Source organism: Pontibacillus salicampi (genome assembly GCF_042434395.1).
Lineage (GTDB): Bacteria > Bacillota > Bacilli > Bacillales > BH030062 > Pontibacillus > Pontibacillus salicampi.
In genome coordinates this window covers 218,410-236,789 of the sequence record NZ_JBHLTP010000004.1, presented here as the reverse complement: position 1 = coordinate 236,789, position 18,380 = coordinate 218,410, and the positions used below count along the sequence as shown (strand labels likewise).

At 39.3% G+C, this 18,380-nt stretch carries 23 protein-coding genes; 10 read left to right on the top strand and 13 right to left on the bottom strand.

Annotated features, from left to right (window positions below):
- Positions 1-72: 72 nt before the first annotated feature.
- Positions 73-1,245, top strand: coding sequence for an amidohydrolase (locus ACFFGV_RS07860; protein ID WP_377346372.1), 1,173 nt, complete (start codon positions 73-75; stop codon positions 1,243-1,245).
- Here ACFFGV_RS07860 and ACFFGV_RS07855 read toward each other — a convergent pair.
- From ACFFGV_RS07855 to ACFFGV_RS07845, 3 genes are all read right to left on the bottom strand, one after another.
- Positions 1,242-1,964 (bottom strand): EcsC family protein, encoded by a 723-nt coding sequence (locus ACFFGV_RS07855; RefSeq protein WP_377346370.1) that lies wholly within the window; start codon positions 1,962-1,964, stop codon positions 1,242-1,244. The two genes, ACFFGV_RS07860 and ACFFGV_RS07855, sit on opposite strands and share 4 nt — an antisense overlap.
- A 142-nt stretch (positions 1,965-2,106) precedes the next feature.
- Positions 2,107-3,327, bottom strand: coding sequence for an ABC transporter permease (locus tag ACFFGV_RS07850; protein ID WP_377346368.1), 1,221 nt, complete (start codon positions 3,325-3,327; stop codon positions 2,107-2,109).
- On the bottom strand, positions 3,320-4,063 hold the full coding sequence (locus tag ACFFGV_RS07845) for an ABC transporter ATP-binding protein (protein ID WP_377346366.1): 744 nt from the start codon (positions 4,061-4,063) through the stop codon (positions 3,320-3,322). Before ACFFGV_RS07845 ends, ACFFGV_RS07850 begins: the two co-directional genes overlap by 8 nt.
- A 704-nt stretch (positions 4,064-4,767) precedes the next feature.
- Between ACFFGV_RS07845 and ACFFGV_RS07840 the strand changes: the two genes are divergently transcribed.
- Complete coding sequence (locus tag ACFFGV_RS07840) at positions 4,768-5,199, top strand: HIT family protein (protein WP_377346364.1); 432 nt, start codon at positions 4,768-4,770, stop codon at positions 5,197-5,199.
- Between the two features lie 188 nt (positions 5,200-5,387).
- Positions 5,388-5,540, top strand: a complete 153-nt coding sequence (locus ACFFGV_RS07835) for a hypothetical protein (protein ID WP_377346362.1) — start codon at positions 5,388-5,390, stop codon at positions 5,538-5,540.
- Here the strand turns inward: ACFFGV_RS07835 and ACFFGV_RS07830 are convergent.
- Complete coding sequence (locus ACFFGV_RS07830) at positions 5,529-5,660, bottom strand: hypothetical protein (protein WP_377346360.1); 132 nt, start codon at positions 5,658-5,660, stop codon at positions 5,529-5,531. The genes ACFFGV_RS07835 and ACFFGV_RS07830 overlap by 12 nt on opposite strands.
- Before the next feature lie 234 nt (positions 5,661-5,894).
- Between ACFFGV_RS07830 and ACFFGV_RS07825 the strand changes: the two genes are divergently transcribed.
- Together ACFFGV_RS07825 and ACFFGV_RS07820 are read left to right on the top strand one after the other, a co-directional pair.
- Positions 5,895-6,446 carry a tryptophan transporter gene (locus ACFFGV_RS07825; RefSeq protein WP_377346358.1) on the top strand — a complete coding sequence of 184 codons (552 nt, stop codon included), beginning with the start codon at positions 5,895-5,897 and terminating at the stop codon, positions 6,444-6,446.
- 173 nt (positions 6,447-6,619) lie between these two features.
- Positions 6,620-7,051, top strand: coding sequence for a YtxH domain-containing protein (locus ACFFGV_RS07820; protein ID WP_377346356.1), 432 nt, complete (start codon positions 6,620-6,622; stop codon positions 7,049-7,051).
- 200 nt (positions 7,052-7,251) lie between these two features.
- Here ACFFGV_RS07820 and ACFFGV_RS07815 read toward each other — a convergent pair whose 3' ends face one another.
- The 3 genes from ACFFGV_RS07815 to ACFFGV_RS07805 form a co-directional block, all read right to left on the bottom strand.
- The gene (locus ACFFGV_RS07815) at positions 7,252-8,169 is read right to left on the bottom strand and encodes a glycine betaine ABC transporter substrate-binding protein (protein WP_377346354.1); all 918 of its coding nucleotides are present in this window, start codon (positions 8,167-8,169) and stop codon (positions 7,252-7,254) included.
- A 74-nt stretch (positions 8,170-8,243) separates the two neighbouring features.
- The gene (locus ACFFGV_RS07810; RefSeq protein ID WP_377346352.1) at positions 8,244-9,086 is read right to left on the bottom strand and encodes an ABC transporter permease; all 843 of its coding nucleotides are present in this window, start codon (positions 9,084-9,086) and stop codon (positions 8,244-8,246) included.
- A complete protein-coding gene (locus ACFFGV_RS07805) occupies positions 9,073-10,272 on the bottom strand; it encodes a quaternary amine ABC transporter ATP-binding protein (RefSeq protein ID WP_377346350.1) in 1,200 nt (399 codons plus the stop codon). Before ACFFGV_RS07805 ends, ACFFGV_RS07810 begins: the two co-directional genes overlap by 14 nt.
- Positions 10,273-10,562: 290 nt before the next feature.
- Between ACFFGV_RS07805 and ACFFGV_RS07800 the strand changes: the two genes are divergently transcribed.
- Both ACFFGV_RS07800 and ACFFGV_RS07795 read left to right on the top strand, forming a co-directional pair.
- Complete coding sequence (locus ACFFGV_RS07800) at positions 10,563-11,057, top strand: GbsR/MarR family transcriptional regulator (protein WP_377346348.1); 495 nt, start codon at positions 10,563-10,565, stop codon at positions 11,055-11,057.
- Positions 11,058-11,290: 233 nt separating this feature from the next.
- Complete coding sequence (locus ACFFGV_RS07795; protein WP_377346346.1) at positions 11,291-11,854, top strand: HTH-type transcriptional regulator Hpr; 564 nt, start codon at positions 11,291-11,293, stop codon at positions 11,852-11,854.
- A gap of 6 nt (positions 11,855-11,860) precedes the next feature.
- Here ACFFGV_RS07795 and ACFFGV_RS07790 read toward each other — a convergent pair whose 3' ends face one another.
- Positions 11,861-12,202, bottom strand: a complete 342-nt coding sequence (locus ACFFGV_RS07790; RefSeq protein ID WP_377346344.1) for a DUF1878 family protein — start codon at positions 12,200-12,202, stop codon at positions 11,861-11,863.
- Between the two features lie 252 nt (positions 12,203-12,454).
- Here ACFFGV_RS07790 and ACFFGV_RS07785 point away from each other — a divergent pair, with 252 nt between their 5' ends.
- Positions 12,455-13,000: a DUF3267 domain-containing protein gene (locus ACFFGV_RS07785; protein WP_377346342.1), complete on the top strand. Its 546-nt coding sequence runs from the start codon at positions 12,455-12,457 to the stop codon at positions 12,998-13,000.
- A 177-nt stretch (positions 13,001-13,177) separates the two neighbouring features.
- Positions 13,178-13,357: a hypothetical protein gene (locus ACFFGV_RS07780; protein WP_377346340.1), complete on the top strand. Its 180-nt coding sequence runs from the start codon at positions 13,178-13,180 to the stop codon at positions 13,355-13,357.
- 606 nt (positions 13,358-13,963) lie between these two features.
- On the opposite strand, the gene ACFFGV_RS07775 is transcribed toward ACFFGV_RS07780, so the two are convergent.
- Positions 13,964-14,050, bottom strand: a complete 87-nt coding sequence (locus ACFFGV_RS07775; RefSeq protein ID WP_377346483.1) for a YjcZ family sporulation protein — start codon at positions 14,048-14,050, stop codon at positions 13,964-13,966.
- A gap of 201 nt (positions 14,051-14,251) precedes the next feature.
- Here ACFFGV_RS07775 and ACFFGV_RS07770 point away from each other — a divergent pair, with 201 nt between their 5' ends.
- Positions 14,252-15,166, top strand: coding sequence for a peptidylprolyl isomerase (locus ACFFGV_RS07770; RefSeq protein WP_377346337.1), 915 nt, complete (start codon positions 14,252-14,254; stop codon positions 15,164-15,166).
- A 54-nt stretch (positions 15,167-15,220) separates the two neighbouring features.
- On the opposite strand, the gene ACFFGV_RS07765 is transcribed toward ACFFGV_RS07770, so the two are convergent.
- The 4 genes from ACFFGV_RS07765 to ACFFGV_RS07750 form a co-directional block, all read right to left on the bottom strand.
- Entirely contained in the window at positions 15,221-15,433 is a 213-nt protein-coding gene (locus tag ACFFGV_RS07765; protein WP_377346334.1) for a sporulation YhaL family protein, read from the bottom strand.
- Between the two features lie 66 nt (positions 15,434-15,499).
- Positions 15,500-16,774, bottom strand: coding sequence for an MDR family MFS transporter (locus tag ACFFGV_RS07760; protein ID WP_377346331.1), 1,275 nt, complete (start codon positions 16,772-16,774; stop codon positions 15,500-15,502).
- Between the two features lie 17 nt (positions 16,775-16,791).
- Positions 16,792-17,751: a 3'-5' exoribonuclease YhaM gene (gene yhaM, locus ACFFGV_RS07755; RefSeq protein ID WP_377346328.1), complete on the bottom strand. Its 960-nt coding sequence runs from the start codon at positions 17,749-17,751 to the stop codon at positions 16,792-16,794.
- A 68-nt stretch (positions 17,752-17,819) separates the two neighbouring features.
- Entirely contained in the window at positions 17,820-18,368 is a 549-nt protein-coding gene (locus ACFFGV_RS07750) for a GbsR/MarR family transcriptional regulator (protein WP_377346326.1), read from the bottom strand.
- Positions 18,369-18,380: the final 12 nt, after the last annotated feature.

The window sequence follows — 18,380 nt, the reverse complement described above, 5'->3', positions numbered from 1 at the left end:
TAATATAGCCATTTTTTTATGATGGGGATGAAAACATCTGTTATAATATTCAGAAAAGAAGGGATGGATACTATGTGGGAAACGGTTATGAACGATATTGATCATTTATATGAGGAAATGGTACATATTCGAAGGCATTTACATCAGCACCCAGAGCTTTCTTTCCATGAAACAGAAACAGCAGCCTATATTGCCCAATATTATGAAGAACTAGGAATACCGTATGAAACAAATATAGGCAAAAATGGAGTCCTCGCTCGTTTAGAAGGTGGCAAGCCAGGAAAAACTGTAGCGTTACGAGCGGATTTTGACGCACTCCCTATTCAGGATGAGAAGGATGCACCTTACAAATCAACCGTTCCTGGGGTGATGCACGCTTGTGGACATGACGGTCATACTGCAGCGTTATTATGCCTTGCCAAGGCGCTCCAGCCCTATCAAGAGGATATACCAGGAACCGTAGTATTTCTTCATCAATATGCAGAGGAAATAACTCCTGGAGGAGCAAAACCAATGATCGAAGCAGGAGCTTTAGAAGGGGTTGATGCTGTATTTGGTACGCATCTATGGATCAACACACCGGTCGGAACTATTGAAACTGCTCCTGAGTCCTTTTTTGCAGGAGCTGATGCATTTGAAATTAAGATACAGGGGAAAGGCGGTCATGGTGCCCAACCGCATCAAACAAAGGATGCGATTGTTATCGGCTCTGAGCTTGTAACCTCACTACAGCAGATTGTCAGCCGTAAACTGGACCCTCTCAGCTCCGCGGTTGTCACAGTCGGAACGTTTGAAGCCGGAAAAGCTTTCAATGTAATTGCTGATACAGCGACTTTAAAAGGAACGGTCCGTACTTTTAACTCTCATAATCAGGATTTAATCATTCAAGAAATGGAGAAGCATATTAAAGGTGTCACTGCTACCCATGATGCAAGTTATGATTTCCATTATCAAAAAGGATACCCACCACTTGTAAACCACCGGAAGGAAGCAGACCTTGTGTTACAAGCAGCTCATGCGACTCCTGGTGTCGAGCAGGCTAATTATGTGGGACCTGTAATGACTGGAGAAGACTTCTCCTACTATATGCTGGAGCGTCCAGGGGCCTTTTATTTTACAGGTGCTCAAAAGGAGGGGCATGTTTATCCACATCACCATCCGAAATTTGATTTTGATGAACGAGCATTGCCGTTAAGCGCCAAGACATTGTTCCAATCCTATCTTGCTTATCAACAACAACCTTAATTTGAGGAATAAAGCTTACGGAGACGGTAGCCATTTTTAGCCGTCTCCCCTAACTGCTCTAATAATCGAGTATTTCCAATCGCCCCGACAATCGCTCCGAGCCCCGGCACAAGCTGGAGCATTTTCACCAAATCAATGGTGTCCCTATATTCCATTTGTAATGTGCGCCAATCCACTTCTTTTAAATGTTCCTTTTCCCTCTCCCAATGGATGACAGTCTGAAGAACTTCTTTTCTTTTTGAATCGCTGGAAAAGGCTAACATAAATAGATGCAGAATAAACATTCGCTCCTCGTATTTTGTCACATCGTATCCATATAACTGCCCTACATCAAACAAAAACTTCATCTTAATACTTAACAATAATGGGAAGTCGGCTAATCCTAGCATAATTCCTCCGGCACCTGTCCCCGCACCTTCTATAGCAGCCGTTCGTTTATACTGTTGCAGCCTCGTATTAATCATTTCTTCTCTTTCCTCCAGACTGGCTCCATCATGAATGGAAGTTGGATAAATGTACTTGGAGGAAGTGAGAGAAATTTGAATCATTTGCTTTACACTTTCTGTTACCACTTGATGGACACGGTCCGGAACACGTTTATTGATATTAGTTTGAATTTGTTTAGATGTTCGTTGTAATAGGGACGATTTACGATTCATCTGTTTAGCAAAACGACGTGCTTCCTTATACACCCGCTCTTCATAAGGTGTCTGTCTCATCCTTTCACCTCCATCCCTATTTGTTTAAGACCAACGTTCATGTTAGGTTAATCTAAATAATCGGAAGATAGTGGAATACTTGATTTCAAGATAGTTTTTATTAGAAAAGGCCCCCTTCTAATTTTAAGAGAGCCCTTAACCATTACACTGTCATTCGCTTTACAAAATAAGAATATACCATCCAATAGCTAAATAAGCCTCCACCTAACCATACGAGAGCTAAGCCTATAAAGTTTCCACTTATTAAGAAGGCAATCCCTAGCACAAACGTCTTACAAAGCATTAACTGAAACAGCCATTTTAACAAAGCTTGCTTCCTGTATGTAAATGGAACAGGATAAAGCTCCAGCCAGTCCAATTGACGATGGTGATGCCAAATCGTAACCATTTGGAACCCACTCATGTAAAGAAATAGGAAGGAGAACCCTAGCTGCATCCACAGGTTTGGCAGGAAATAGATGAGCGCAAACGCAATCACAAGTAAACGGAGGTATAGCCCTAAATAATCACTGCTTCGGATAAACGTTATGCGATATAAATAATCAAACGTTTTATCCTGTTGAAATGGAACAGGTTGCTTTAGCAAGCGAACAAGCCAGTGACGCTTCTTAATTGACTGCTTTAGATGAGGAACATCTGTAAATAAATTAGCAACCCTGTAAAAGGCTTGCATTCTTGCTTGTTCTTTCACAATTAAGAGATCCCAAGCCACTCCACGACGTTTTTTAGCGAGGCTGTAATCATACATCATCATCCCAAATAGTAAAACAGTTGTTATTGCAGCATATAGCCACGCCTCTCCAATAACCACAAAGTAAATCGTTAATCCATTCAGTAAGAAGCGGACACCAGCATCAATCCACCCACTGACACCATCGCGGCTGTTCAACTCCCACCAATGAGCGAGCACATTCCACGCCTTTAATACAACGATTACGGCTCCAATAACGATATATTGGGAAATACTTCTCTCCTCAAAGGAAGTAAAGTAAAGCGGACCTGCTGCTACAAATACAAAAAGGAATGGAAACATTTGCATAATGTAGCTGTAAATAAGCCCGTTCCGGAAAAACGGGGAAAGCTGAAATTCTGCAGGCAACAGGAACACTAAATCCGGTTCTTTCAGCATCGTTCGAATCGGACTGTACGTTAAAAGCAAACCGAAAAGCACAGCAAGTACAACAGCCGTAGGAAATCCATCAGGTAAGTCTTGCAGCCACTGCTGATACACATATGATAGGCCAGCTAGAAAGAAAAATAACGCAATGGAGAAATGATCATTAAACATGAGACGTAAATATCGGTTTAATTCCTTATAGTGACTGCCAAGCCGTTTCTTCCACAAATCCTTTGCATTAATCATGTGAATCTTCCTTCGTAAGCGCCACATAAATATCGTCTAATGTTGAACCGGGCATTTGAAAGGAATCCTGTAGCTCCTTCAACGTCCCCTTTGCCCTCACTTCGCCATCATGGAGAATAACAAAGCGGTCACAATACCGTTCGGCTGTAGCCAGAATATGAGTAGACATAAGTACACCAGCACCCTGGTCTTTCATCTCATTCATGAGTTGTAAATAGGATTGAATCCCAAGTGGGTCCAGCCCGACAAATGGTTCATCAACAATATATAAAGAAGGCTCCACTAAAAAGGCACACATAATCATAACTTTTTGCCGCATTCCCTTGGAAAAATGTACTGGGAACCAGTTGAGCTTCTTCTCCATCCGAAATTCTTTAAGAAGAGGCTGAAGACGCTGTTCAAAAACTTCCTCAGATAGTCCATATGCCATAGCCGTTAAGCGTAAGTGTTCCTTGAGTGTCAATTCATCATATAGTACAGGCATCTCTGGTATATAAGAAAATTGAGCTCGATATCCTTCCGGGTCTTCTTGGAATGTTTTCCCATTAATCTTAACCTTACCTTTTTTTGGCTGCATCAACCCGATAACATGCTTAATGGTTGTGCTTTTTCCTGCACCATTCAAGCCAATTAATCCAGTTATTTCTCCAGGCTTTATTTCAAAAGAAATACCATGCAGTACATTCTTGTTAGTATAACCTCCAACGAGTTCCTCTATATGTAATAATGAATTCATCTGTACCCCTCTTTTCCTAACCATTCACTTTTCTAAATTTTATCATTCCCCTTCTCCTTTTCCAAAAAAATTACCCTAAATTCGTATAGAAGCTCTTATCCTGCACATACTATCCTTGAAGGCGACAGGGGGAGCTGTCCAAAACGTCACTGCAAACTTTGTTGATAAGGTTATTAAGTTTAGGCTTAACAATCGAAATGAGGTGTCAGTGAAAGACCAGGCTGAAATCGATCTCCACCAATAGGTTTGAGGTTGCATCACACACATTTAATGGTTAAATGAGGTGTTCACAGCAGGTATTGTAAAAGCTTTGTTTACGTAGGTTGTGTTTCCCATCAAGAAATGCAGCCACATAGTGGTAACCCCGCGCGTAGCAAAGTAAACCCCGTATCTATCCTTAACAGATAGGTGGACGGCTTTCCCAAGTCTTCCCATACAGAGTACCTCTCCCTGAGGTACTCTGTTTTATTTATATTTATTGTTACATACCACAGCAGTAATTGGTATGTTATCCACGCAAGATCAATTTATGAAAGTTACGTTTCGTACACACCTCACGTAGTATGATGCAATAGGAAAGCGAATGTCTGCCCGAATAGAGTGGTTCCCACTAAAACCCTTATAAGAGAAGAACCTCATCCCTTATTGTTCCATTCACCTTAATCGTTCTGTTATGATAAACATAACCTAAGAAGAGTGGAGGAATGAAGATGAGTCAAGATTGTATCTTTTGCAAAATTATTGACGGAGATATCCCTTCGGCTAAGGTGTATGAGGATAAAGAAGTGTACGCATTTCTCGACATTAGTCAAACCACGAAGGGACATACATTAATTATTCCAAAGCAGCACGTAAGAAACATATACGATGCTGATGCTTCAGTTGCAGAATCCTTATTTGCACGTGTTCCAAAAGTAGCCAATGCGATAAAAGAAGCGTTTCAACCAGTTGGCTTAAATATATTAAATAACAATGAAGAAGCAGCTGGCCAATCTGTTTTCCATCTACATATTCATTTAATTCCTCGGTATGGAAAAGAAGATGGCTTTGGAGCAAAATGGGAAACTCATACAGAGGAATATAGTAATGAAGACCTGCAGGACATAGCTTCTACTATATCTCATCACATTTCATAGCAAGGATGCTGCCTCTGGATAGAACATGGAGGCAGCATATTTTAGGTTTTTAAATCAAAAATATTTGATTTAATACTCATTAGGCTTCATACTTAGATATATTACATCAACAATTTTTGATTGATATATTCAGGAGGAAGCTATGCTCTTGTACATATGATGCAACCTAACTGTTCAGAGGGTTTACTATGAGGTATAGCCGTAGACCAGTCATTGTACTTTCTTTAATTACGGCTCTTTGTATCATTGGAGATTCCATGCTCTACATTGCACTTCCTATTTATTACAACGAAGCAGGGTTATCGACACTGTGGCATGTCGGTCTCGTATTATCCCATTAACCGATTAATTCGAATACCTCTCAATCCTTTAATTGGGTGGATGTATAGAAAAATCTCCATTCGAACAGGTATGTTTCTTTCTGTGGCACTCGCTTCTTTGACCACGATAGGATATGCCATTGCTGGAGCTCTTCTATGCGTAGCTCTTTCAGTACTTTGGTATAAGAATAGAAAAATGTTTAATAAGTACCAGGATCTCCATGACCAAAAAGAAAACACTGTTTTTCAGTAAAGCATATGTACTTTTATTTACTTTTTCGAGAAATTTGCTACAATAGGACTAGACTTTCGCAGTTGGTCACAGGACACAGCTGGAATGTAGTCGAGATTAGTTTAGAAGAGGAGAGAATTAATATGAACAAACGTTTAGACACAAGAGTATTGGTATTGCTGTCGTTATTAGCTGGAATTGGAGCGGTGTTACACATATTTGCTCCGCCTGTTCTTTTCGGAATGAAGCCGGATATGCTGTTAGTAATGATGTTTCTAGGTATTATCTTATTTCCTAAGCTTCCTTATGTATTGTTACTATCCTTTGTCACCGGTGGTATTTCCGCACTAACTACTTCCGCTCCAGGAGGACAGATTGCCAATATTATTGATAAACCATTAACAGCATTCATTTTCTTTGGTTTGTTTGTAGTGCTCAGTAAGGTCATCAACACCACCATAGCAGCTTCCGTTCTAACAGCTGTCGGAACAATCATTAGTGGCTCTATATTTCTTACTGTAGCCGTCATGATTATCGGTCTTATGGAAGGGTCGTTTACTGCTCTTTTCCTAGCAGTTGTTCTTCCTGCCGCTGCATTCAATACTATCGTCATGACTATCATCTATCCTATCGTTCAAAAAATATTTGTTCGTACGAATATTGGCAAGAGCACCGTTACCTCTAAGGCCTCTTAATTCTAAATGTTCAGCCTCTGACTCAGTCAGGGGTTTTTATTTATTTTATATGGGGAACAGTAAGAATACCTATGTTTTACATAGACAGCATAAACTTTCATTAACCGCTAATTAGTCCTCTACAGGACAAGAAAAAACGGATATAATAGAAGTAAGAAAGGAGTTTTTTGATTATGGGAAAAAGTAAATCATTAGTGCTAGGATTCGTAGTTGGAGGCGTTGTAAGTGCGGCGGCTACTTTACTTTCCACTCCTTCTTCAGGAAGCCAATTTCGTTCGCAAGCAAAGGATTCAACAGAGCGGTTAAAACACACACTAGACAACTTGAGAGATCAGGGAACACAGTTAACGGAACAAATTTCTCAAACTTCCAGAGAAGGTGCCACATTACTAAAAGACCTTTCTACCGATGTAAAACAGTCCATTGAGAGCTGGAAGCAAACCATTGAGCCTCATCAGAGAAAAATTCAAAAGCATTTAGAGGAAATTGAAGACAGCTTAAAAGAGCTAGAAGAAAAGTCCAAAACCAACGATCATGAAATTCAGGTAGCTTCCGATGAAAAACCTGTACCTCAAGACGATGAGGACTCTAATCCCCTTCAGTAAATGTAGGATAGAGGATACCCATATATGGGTATCCTCTTTTGTTTGGCAATAAAAAATATCGAGTTATCAAGGAATGTAACATTGCTCTAAATACTCAAAAAACGTCCGACAAAATGAAAAAAGCCCCCATAATACATAAAACCTGCTCTCCATACTAGAGAGCAGGTTTTTGATAAAGAGGGTTGTTTTAACAAGAGAAATTATTCTTTTAAGTCTTCAATAGATTCGATGTCCATATATTCAGGAACTACAAGTCCGATTTTGGCACCTTCTAAATTCGGTCCAAGATCTGTTACTTGATCTTTAAAGTTCTCATAGTTCTCGCCATGGGTTCCAGGTAACCATGCAGCCACCATTCCGTCCGCTTCGCCTTCTGCAACTGCTTGCCACATTGTAGCATTTTGTACTTGTGTTATTTCCACTTCAAAGCCTTGCTGACGCAGTACTTCAGCAATTACGTTAGTAGATGCAATTTCTGAATCCCAAGATACATATACTAGCTTAGCCTCTACACCATCTACTTTCTCTGCACCTTTCGTCCATTCAGAAACTTGGTCTGCATTTTCTTCTACCCATTTTTTCGCTGCTTCTTCAATCGGAGTTCCATCTTTACGCTTTAACATAACACTTTCCATCTGACTGGCATCCCAGCTAAATTGATCCAGGATTTTGTTTAAGTTCGGCTTTTCTTCCTTTAAGCCCTGCTTAACCATGGTATGGATTTTCTCTTCACCACCAAATACTTCTTTAGGGTCTTCTAAATATTTCAGGTCATACTTAGCAAACTTCCAGTGTGGAGTCCATCCTGTTACAATGATTGGTTCTTCATCTTCAATAGCATTACTTAGCTCTTCTGTCATTGCACCGCCAGAGGATGTCTGTACCTCCCACTCCTCCAAGCCATACTCTTCTACAGCTTTCTCAGAGGCTTTTACTACTCCAGCTCCAGAATCAATTCCAGTAATCTCATGATTCAGAGATTCCCCAACTGAGGCACTGCTTTCACCTGACCCTTCATCAGAAGATCCTCCTTCTGATGAAGATCCGCACCCTGCTGCTACGAGCGATAAAGATAATCCTGCTATAAGCCCTACACGTTTCCAGTTTGTTTTCATCATTACTTATGTTCTCCCCTTTTTCTTTGTATATATTTGATCATTCCCCTTAGTTGATAGAAATGTTCAAACTAGCATTATTCCCCTTTTTGGGTATTTAAGCTTTGCGTAAAACGGTCGATGATAATGGCTAATATAACGATACTGACACCTGCTACGAATCCTAAACCAACATCATTACGAGAAAGTGATTCAATAACTCGCTGACCTAGTCCTTCTGCACCGATCATGGATGCGATAACAACCATAGATAGTGCAAGCATAACCGTTTGGTTAATACCTGCCATTATTGTCTTCTTAGCCATTGGCAATTGTACTTTATATAGTTTTTGAAAGCCTGTTGTACCAAAGGCTTCGGATGCTTCAATTAATTCCTTGGACACTTGTCGAATACCTAAGTTGGTAAAACGAACCGTTGGTGGTACTGCAAAGATAACAGATGCGAATACACCAGGTACCATCCCTATTCCAAAGAATGCAACAGCAGGGATTAAGTAAACAAAGGCTGGCATAGTCTGCATGAAGTCAAGAATTGGGGTAATAATAGCTTCCACAATTCTACTCTTAGCCATCCAAATTCCAAACGGGACACCAATTATAACTGATATTATACTGGCTGTTATTACGAGAGAGAATGTGTCCATCAAATCTTCCCAAAGGTTCTGGTTAAAGATGAACCACAGTCCAATTAAGGTGAAAGCAGCCAGGCCAACTTTTTTCCCTGTTATAAAGAATGCTGCAATAACGATAATAGCAATAAAAATCCATGGATTAATCCACTGCAGAGCGGAACTTAATCCCTCAATAAATTCTCCTAAGTTATCTTTAATTGGTTCAAATAGAAATTCAAAATTATCTGTAATCCAATCGGTTAATCCATCAATCCAACTCTTCATTGGTATTGTCTCAATTAACTTCATTAATAGACACCTCACTTCCGGCTAATGCGGCAATTACTGCTCCTCGAACGATAACACCTTGTAGTTTACCGTCCTCTACTACTGCGATTGGTACTGGAGAATCATGAATCAAGTCAAAAATCTCCTGCATGGAGGTATCCGGTGAAACGGTTGGCACTCCTGTTTCCAAAATCTCATTCAAATCTGTAATATTATTCTTCACAGCATCGGAAGCTTTGTCAGCCGACACTACCCCTTTAAGGTTTCTAGATCTATCCGTTACGTATATGCTGGACAGACCCTCTTCTCTCATTCTTTCTAGAGCTACACGCGGACCATGTCTGTCTATGTTCACCGCTTCTGGGCGTTTCATTATATGTTGAGCATTCAATACTTTTGAGCGATCCACATCTTCTACGAATTTCTCCACATAATCGTTTGCTGGATTCACAAGGATTTCCTCTGGAGATCCAATTTGTACAATTCCCCCATCCTTCATAAGAGCAATACGATCCCCGATTCTTAACGCTTCATCCAAGTCGTGCGTAATAAAGATAATAGTCTTCTGCATACGCTCCTGAAGATCGAGCAGCTCGTCCTGCATTTCTTTACGAATCAACGGGTCTAATGCGGAGAAAGCCTCGTCCATTAATAGTACTTCAGGATCATTCGCAAGAGCTCTTGCCAGTCCAACACGCTGCTGCATACCACCAGACAGTTGTCTTGGATATTGTTGAATCACTTGCCCTAAACCAACAAGCTCTAGTGCGTTTTTAGCTTTTTCACTTCTTTTACTTTTATCTATACCTTGTACTTCTAAGCCAAACTCTGCATTTTGTAATACCGTTCTAAATGGAAATAATGCAAAGCTTTGGAAAACCATACTCATTTTCTCTCGACGGACGCCTCTTAAATCGTTCCCACTCATATTAGAAAGGTTTTGTCCATCTACATATACGCTGCCTTCCGTTGGCTCAATTAATCGGTTCAACAAGCGAACCAGTGTAGATTTACCACTACCGGATAATCCCATAATGACAAATATTTCGCCTTCTTCTACTTCAAATGAAGCACGGTTAACACCGACTGTATTTCCCGTTTTGTCCAGTATCTCTTCTTTCTTTTTACCTTCATCCAGCATCTTAATAGCCTGAGAAGGGTTCTTACCAAAGATTTTTGATAAGTTCTCTACTTTGATGATCGGCACTCATGCTCACCCCTTGTATTTTTTACTATGATGTGTAACTTGATGTAGTACATAAGTCATTGAATCGAATTTACCTTTTTAACTATATAGGATTTGAATGAAATGAACAAACTATAAATACTTTAATATAAGAACATATAAAACGTACAGTTAAAACTGTACAAATTATAAACAATAATTGCTTCAAAATGCTCTCTTTTTCTTCAAAATACTACCCTTTTCGTTATTTCCTTTTTTTTCTGTAATGTTGTATGGTTGGTATTAGCCAACGACAGAAGGAGGATCCTTCCATGCCAGACATAGATAACAACACTGTTATAAGCGAAGTTCAATACAACGCTATTACCGAATTTTCTAAAACACTAGAGATGTTTAGCCTAACCCCATCAGAAGCGAGGCTTTTTGTTACCTTATATATTGAAGGTAAACCGATGACGCTTGATGAAATGAGTGAAGCACTTGCTAAGAGTAAAACATCCATGAGTACAGGTATTCGTACCCTGGTAGATCTAAATCTTGTAGAGAGGGTATGGAAAAAAGGAGTAAGAAAGGACCTTTATCAAGCCAACGAAAATTTATTTCAAAAATTCATGTCTTCTTATGTTCATCGTTGGTTAGATGCTGCTTCAAGGCAAAAAGAGTCCCTAGAAGAAACAAAAGCTATGTTAGACGAAGAAGCAGAGAATCAAAATCAAACGTGCGTTAAAGATTTACAGTCGCGCCTCGACGATATGATTGAATTCCACACTATGGTTACTAAGGCGTTTGAAGAAATTAACCCTTAGGCTCTCACAAGGTTATTATTCCTTCATCTATTTGAATCATTCCTAATGCGATGGGGTATTTATCTTAGGTAAATCCTACCAATTATATTTACCCTCTCCCCCCTTTGTTCAAACTTTTTTAACATTTGATGTATTTTTTGCACATCATTTCTTTCAACTTAGAAGTTTTCCTGAGATAATATAAGTGAATACATTACTAATAGGAGCGTTTAGCATGAAAAGGGGGGTACTAAATGAGTCATAACTCTTCTATACAAGAAGCAATTCTCTATAGTCATAAAATGGCACAATTAAGTAAAGCTCTTTGGAAAACGATTGAAAAAGATTGGCAGCAATGGATAAAGCCCTTTAATTTAAATATAAACGAACATCACATACTTTGGATTGCCTATCATCTCAAAGGTGCCAGTGTATCAGAAATATCCAAATTCGGTGTTATGCACGTATCCACAGCATTTAATTTTTCCAAGAAGCTGGAGGAAAGAGGTCTTCTCACTTTCTCGAAAAGAGAAAACGATAAACGGAACACGTATATTGAGTTAACCTCGAGTGGCGAGGATTTGTTGATTGAAACTATGAAATCCTATAATCCAGAAAATAACTCCTTACTAAAAGGAACGGAGCCGCTTAAACAGCTGTATGGGAAATTTCCAGAATTCTTAGATTTACTCGCGTTAATTCGTGAGGTTTATGGATCCGATTATCTTGAAATATTAGAACGCTCCATGAAGAATATTGAGGATGAATTTGACGAGGAGGATGAAATCGTCAGGACGACATCGCAATCCTTGGAATAGAACATATTACCTTTGAAGTTTCCTGATTGTATCAAGCTCCTCCATCAACTCCCGATGAAACCCTTCTTGCCATAAGGCGCGAATGGTTTCATCGGGATTTAATTTTATATTTAACATTCCAGCAAAGTGAAGTAATAGGCTAGTAAAGTCTAACAGCCCCTCTTCTTTTTGCTCCTTATATTTTACCTCTAAAGTTTCCAGCAGATCCACTAGCGCTATGTATTCTGATTCAGTAAATTCTTTTTCAATTAGCATTTTTGAAAACGGATACTGTTCTCCATCCACCATATAGGACAATAGCCTTATTTGAAAATCACATTTCTGCCGATTTTGGCCCTTCACATTCACTATAACTCTCTCCTCTAAAACCCTTTAAACTAACCATTCGCTAATGCTCGTCATGGCGCTTTTCGGTGACTATTATACTTTTTACAAAAACCCTATTGATTTCTTCTCCAAAACATCGTATCATTCCTAAGGATTAACCAATTAATTGATTCAAAAAACGTATGTACTATTTCATGTATATTACGAATGAAATCTAACAATTATTTTACTATACACCTAATGATATTGTCACAATAAAGGGGGTTGATGAGGATGAATCTAAGTTGCTGGAAATCCTTTAACATCACTAAAGAGTTTGGTTCAGACCGTATTTATTTAATGAGCCTGATACTTGGCACACTTTCGTTTATATTCTTGTATTTACCAGCATCCATGTACCATCAAAATCATACTATGGAAGAATACGGGCTTCTCCCTATCACAGTAGCTTTATTTATGCTACCTGCAGTGCATAAGTTAATGCACCTGCTCCCTTTGGTTTTGTTAAATAAAAGACTACGAATTCGTTGGAAGTTAAAACGAGGCATTTTTCCAACTTTCTCATATAGAACACAAGCATCTCTGTCTAAAGGCACTTCTATTCTTATGGCATTAACACCTACGTTGTTTTTGACCATACCGGGACTTGTAACTAGCTACATGTTTCCGAGCTATTTTGCTTATATCATCCTATTCACATCTGTGAATATCGCATTGTCTTTTACGGACTTTTTATGCGTTCGTCAATTCCTCTTAGCACCAAAGAAATGTATAATTGAGAACGCAAAAGATGGATACGACATTTTAATCCACAAATAAAAGAAACCTATTATTCGTTCAAGCTCAACACATGTTAAAATGTTTCTATATGCTGCTGATAAAGAAAAAACACCCTGCTTATAGGGTGTTTTTTCACTAGAGAACAGATTTTTAACTGTTCAAATATATGATTTTTTGATACAGTAATTCCATAGGTGCAAAAGGAGGTTCTTAATCGTGACAGTATTTTTTGTACCGTTTGCGCTAGTCATTTTGTTTGTTTTTAACTCACTAACCCATTCCTTGTGCTTAAAAACCGAAATGTCTAACGAAAAACAACCACGAGTATTTCGAACAATCAATATATTGATTACCATATTGCTAATTTCTTCTTATGTAGAAGTACTCTATACGTAACATTTAAATAGGAATTGCATTACGTTGAGAAGTTGATGAAAGCTTATTCGCCTCTTGCTCTTTATACTCTTTCATGATTAGTCTAAGGAAAAGCGAAAAGCGTCTTGCACCATCTAAAGCAGTCGCTAGAGCTTGCATCAAGAATCTTATTCTTTAACAAAAGAAAAGACATCAACTTCTCATGCTACAACTTGAATCGTTTATGTCTTTTCTTTTGTTTCAGAAGACTATCCCCGGATAGTCTTCTTTTTTGTTTATGGCTTTCCTCCGAAATATATGTGAATAACAATATTCCTTCCAGTTGTTCATTCTTTTACACAAATGTCTGCACATGCTTGTTTATTTTTCTGTATAACTCCCTTTTTTTAAAAAAAGAAGGGCTGAAACTCTCTTTACAATATCTAGAATCCAAATCTTCCACTATCTCCCCCCATTGGATGGATTACCTAACTATTTTTTACGGTATAGAACCTATACTTACATGTAAAAATCCAATGGAAGAAAGCTAATCAAATCATTTAGCATACATAAAAATACGACAAGCTGATTAGCTTGCCGATAAGATAAAATATTACTATTTATGCCCGTTATGGTATTAGGAGGGGTTTAGCACAACCAAGATGCACCTACAATGATCAACAAGATGAACAATACAACGATTAAAGCAAAGCCTCCGCCGTAACCTTTACTCATTAGAACACCTCCTTTACTTGGTAACTAAGATATCCTATGCACATGCCCTTGTTCCTGCTTAGGCATAAGCCCAAATCCTAGTAAAGTTTTGTTAAGTTGAGGAGGACACCTATTGCTTTCTGGCTAAATATGTTATATTATTTTGGAGATTAACCCGTCCTATCTTTACATAGGAAACCCAAATATAGGAGTGTTTTATGGATGAAAAAGATTGCTCTTACTACCACATTAGCTGCTGGCCTATTGGCTCTTACAGCTTGTTCAAACTCTGAGGGAAATTCGGAGGTAGTGGTGGAATCCTCCAATGGAAACGTCACTAAGGAGGAACTCTACACAGAATTAAAGGATCGTTACGGTGATCAGGTCGTGAAAGAAATGGTCATGACAGAAGTATTAAGCGATGACTATGAAGTTACCGATGAGGAAGTAGAAGAGGAAATGAATAAGATGAAGGAGCAATATGGTGATCAATTTGGTGCTGTCCTTCAACAATCCGGTTTTAAAGATGAGGAAGCATTTAAGAAATTCCTTAAAGATAGAATGTTAGAGCAAAAAGCAATGAAATCCACCATCGACGTAACGGACGAAGATGTCAATAACCGTTATGAGCGTATGCAGACAGAGCTTGAAGCAAGCCATATTCTTCTAGAATCAGAGGAAAAGGCAAAGGAAGTTGCTGAGATGGTTAAAAAGGGCGACAAAAGCTTTGCAGAGCTAGCGAAAGAACACTCTACTGGACCATCTTCCAGTAAAGGCGGCGAGCTAGGCACATTTAGCGCAGGTACTATGGACCCAGCATTTGAAGATGCTGCATACTCCCTAGATAAAGGTGAGGTTAGCGAGCCTATTAAGTCTTCCTTCGGCTGGCACATTATCAAGCTAACAGGCAAGAGTGAAAAAGAAGAGGCTAAGCCGCTTGATGAGATGAAAGAAGACATTAAAGAGGAAATCCGCTCCCAGAAGCTGAGCTCTATGTCTGAAGAAGAACGCCAGGCTATTTTGGACAAAGTATTAGAGGATGCAGATGTTCAAGTGAAAGACGAGCAATTTAAAGATCTATTTGAAGCAAGCTCTTCTGAGGAATCCGACTCAGAGAGTTCTGATTCAGAGGAGTAATCATTAAAAAAAGGCTGATTTGCATAGAAGCAAGTCAGCCTTTTCTCTTTGGTATTAAGACCCAGAAGCAACAGAATGCTCTTTTTTATCTTCTTCTTTTGCTTCTCGTTCTTTTTCAATTCTACGCATATACTTTTCGCCTTCTTGCTCGATAAAATGGCTTTCTATTCTTTTCTCTTCCCTGATTGCTCGAAACGCCATGTATCCACAAAAAATAATAATAGCTACTGTTGCTAGTACCCACCAGGGAAAACCTGCTATCATCATAACGAGAACCCCCTTGTCCTTTTTTATTACAATTTATGCTGCAGGGAGGAATCTTATGACTGAGTGCTACGTTGCTACCTGCTCTTTTTGCTTCTCATACAGACGAAAAGTCATATAATATGTAAAAGCACTTAACAGGGACAGCATTCCAAGCACAGCGAATACCATAGAGTAGGAAAGCCATTCTAATAACACTAAGCTTGCAGGTGCTAACAATCTTCCAAAAGTAAATCGGAGGCTTGCTGCAGAATAGTATTGTCCTCGTTTATCTTCTGGAGCAATTTTCGCAATAAAGCTTTCCTGAATTCCTGCAACCATCAGCTCAGCTAGAGTAAATAAGGAAATAAACATGATCATCAGCCAAAAGCGATCAGTTACACCATATAACGTAATGGCAGCCGCATAAATAATACTCGACGTAATAAAAATATGCTGCTCTTTAAAATTATTCATCTTTCTCGTTATGTACACAGTAAACAGGGCAACTAACAGGCCATTCACTGCCAATATAATGGAAAAGGCTCTCTCACCACTTACTGTAAGGGCAAGATTTCCCGCCTCGAAAATCGCTCTATCCTGGATAGCTTCACTCGTATATACTGCTATAAGCACATCTAGCTGCATAAAGGTTTGGGCTACCAATACCCCAGAGAAGATAAACAATAACAACGTGGTGTCCTTTGCAATTACTCGGTAATCATACAGCTCGTCCCATACAGCCATATACCAGCTCTTCTTTTCATTTTTATCCCGAAGTATTGGTGTACTTGTTTCATGAAGGAAAATTTGAAGCACCAGCGTTAGTACTATCGATAGAACGACCCCCATAAGCATCATTTCAAAACGATATGTAAAAAATATAAGCCCACCAATTAATGGCCCAACTACCACTGCAATATTCAACGTCGTGTAAAAAACCGCAAATACAGAGGATCGATTCTTTTCCTGTACGACGTCCGCCACCATCGCATGAGAAGCAGGCCAATAAAGAGCATGAAATACGCCTAATAAACTAAATGCAACAAAGGTAAGAAACGAAGAGGTAAGCCATGGTGAATTCGCATAGGCGAATAGAAGAAATGTGAGGCTTTCTCCAATCGTTGCCAGCACCATCATTCGTTTCCTCCCAAATCGATCGGCACAATACCCACCTATCAGGTTAGCAGCGACCGAAACTGCTTGAGATACCATTAATAAAAGCCCTGCTTGTTTCTCACCAAATTCATCGCGAAATATAATAGTCATAAAAGGAAAAAAGGACCAGAACATAAAGTTCATGACCCCTTCTCCATACAGGCGAATCTTTAAGTTCCGGTCCCAATCTTTCCACTTCATCCCCATCGGCCCTTCCTGAACTATTAATCTGTATAGTGATCGGTAAATAAAGGCTTGTAGAAGCTGCGATTATCCATAGCAAACATACGCTCAGTAAATTCACCAGGCTGCACTTTATCCAGCGCTCTGTTTAACATATTCATTTTAGCGTCTATTAAATCTATCAGATGGAGCATTTCCGCTTCCCTTAAAAGAGGAGGCTTAGGACTTCCCCATTCAGCCTTTCCATGATGGCTCAGTACCATATGTTGAAGCATAGTCACCTCTTCTCCTTCAATTCCTAATTCCTTAGCAACGGTTCCAATCTCCTCGACCATCATAGGTATATGTCCGATCAGCTTTCCTTCCAGCGTGTAGGAAGGAGCGGTTACTCCTGATAGCTCTTTCAGCTTTCCTAAGTCATGAAGGATAATACCAGCATATAGCAAATCTTGATCAAGCTCTGGATACAAAGCTTTAAATTGTTTGGCTAGATTCAACATGGATACAATGTGATGAGCTAGCCCTGATACGTATTCATGGTGATTCTTCACTGCCGCTGGATAAGTTAACAATGCTTCCTGATATACTTTGACAAACTGGCGAGTGATACGCTGCAGGTTTGGATTCTTCATCTCAAAGATAGCTTCCGTTATCCGTTCCATTAAATCTTCCTCAGAAACGGGAGCTTTTTCTACAAAATCAGAGGGCTTTACTCCATCTGTTGTTTGAGCCGGACGTATGGATTGAATCTTCAGCTGTGGCTTCCCGCGAAACTGGTTCACTTCTCCAAAAATTCGTGCCAGCTCTTCCGCTACAAACGTCTGCTCATCCTCTTTCGTTGCTTCCCAAAGCTTTGCTTCAATTTCGCCTGTCTGATCTCGTAAAATTAAAGTCAGAAAAGGCTTTCCATTACTTGCTACACCCTTCGTTGCTGATTTAATCAGCATAAAATCGTCAAAGGTATCCCCTATTTGATGATGTCTTATCCCTTTTTGATTCATACCCATTTCCTCCTCCCACTTCTTTACAGGTTTTTGCGTATAAAAAAGAAGAGCGTGTGGCCACGCTCTTACTTTTCGTCTTCTCTTGGTACGTATTTGAAAATTTCGCCCGTTTCCACAACTCTGATAAACTTCATTAACCAACGATAATAGCTTTTAGCATATTCTAAACGATCAATGTCTCTTTGTATGCTATTTCGCAAATCATCATCATCCGAGTTGTTGGCGATGGACTGCAGCTCTGAGATCGCTTCGTCAGCCTCTTCTATGTTAGTTTCTGTGTGATGTCTCCACCGATTTCCAAATAAAGACGTGAACGCTTTATACCAATCTTCTTCAGATTTATATAAGTCCTTCCTGATTCCTTTGCGGAAGGCCGGTTCTACCATTTTCATTTCGGATAAAGAACGTACTCCAGTTGACATGCTTGTTTTACTCATCTCTAGTGCATCACGCATGTCGTCGAGAGTCATTGGTTGGTCGGAGAAATATAACGTGCCGTATAAGCGACCTACAGAAGAAGTAATACCATAGACACTCATGTTCTTGGCTATTACTTGGATAAATTTTTCTATTGTTTCTTCATATTCTGCCCATTCTTGATTTTTATCTACCAATGGACGACCCTC

Coding starts and splice junctions, on each gene's coding strand:
- ACFFGV_RS07765 (WP_377346334.1), bottom strand. CDS start 15,433: ATGATGATAGCAGGTTTTCCCTGGTGGGTACTAGCAACAGTAGCTATT.
- ACFFGV_RS07825 (WP_377346358.1), top strand. CDS start 5,895: ATGAACAAACGTTTAGACACAAGAGTATTGGTATTGCTGTCGTTATTA.
- ACFFGV_RS07830 (WP_377346360.1), bottom strand. CDS start 5,660: ATGGCATATCCTATCGTGGTCAAAGAAGCGAGTGCCACAGAAAGAAAC.
- ACFFGV_RS07800 (WP_377346348.1), top strand. CDS start 10,563: ATGCCAGACATAGATAACAACACTGTTATAAGCGAAGTTCAATACAAC.
- ACFFGV_RS07835 (WP_377346362.1), top strand. CDS start 5,388: ATGAGGTATAGCCGTAGACCAGTCATTGTACTTTCTTTAATTACGGCT.
- ACFFGV_RS07815 (WP_377346354.1), bottom strand. CDS start 8,169: ATGATGAAAACAAACTGGAAACGTGTAGGGCTTATAGCAGGATTATCT.
- ACFFGV_RS07820 (WP_377346356.1), top strand. CDS start 6,620: ATGGGAAAAAGTAAATCATTAGTGCTAGGATTCGTAGTTGGAGGCGTT.
- ACFFGV_RS07785 (WP_377346342.1), top strand. CDS start 12,455: ATGAATCTAAGTTGCTGGAAATCCTTTAACATCACTAAAGAGTTTGGT.
- ACFFGV_RS07840 (WP_377346364.1), top strand. CDS start 4,768: ATGAAGATGAGTCAAGATTGTATCTTTTGCAAAATTATTGACGGAGAT.
- ACFFGV_RS07850 (WP_377346368.1), bottom strand. CDS start 3,327: ATGATTAATGCAAAGGATTTGTGGAAGAAACGGCTTGGCAGTCACTAT.
- ACFFGV_RS07810 (WP_377346352.1), bottom strand. CDS start 9,086: ATGAAGTTAATTGAGACAATACCAATGAAGAGTTGGATTGATGGATTA.
- ACFFGV_RS07860 (WP_377346372.1), top strand. CDS start 73: ATGTGGGAAACGGTTATGAACGATATTGATCATTTATATGAGGAAATG.
- yhaM (WP_377346328.1), bottom strand. CDS start 17,751: ATGAATCAAAAAGGGATAAGACATCATCAAATAGGGGATACCTTTGAC.
- ACFFGV_RS07760 (WP_377346331.1), bottom strand. CDS start 16,774: ATGGGGATGAAGTGGAAAGATTGGGACCGGAACTTAAAGATTCGCCTG.
- ACFFGV_RS07775 (WP_377346483.1), bottom strand. CDS start 14,050: ATGAGTAAAGGTTACGGCGGAGGCTTTGCTTTAATCGTTGTATTGTTC.
- ACFFGV_RS07855 (WP_377346370.1), bottom strand. CDS start 1,964: ATGAGACAGACACCTTATGAAGAGCGGGTGTATAAGGAAGCACGTCGT.
- ACFFGV_RS07770 (WP_377346337.1), top strand. CDS start 14,252: ATGAAAAAGATTGCTCTTACTACCACATTAGCTGCTGGCCTATTGGCT.
- ACFFGV_RS07845 (WP_377346366.1), bottom strand. CDS start 4,063: ATGAATTCATTATTACATATAGAGGAACTCGTTGGAGGTTATACTAAC.
- ACFFGV_RS07795 (WP_377346346.1), top strand. CDS start 11,291: ATGAGTCATAACTCTTCTATACAAGAAGCAATTCTCTATAGTCATAAA.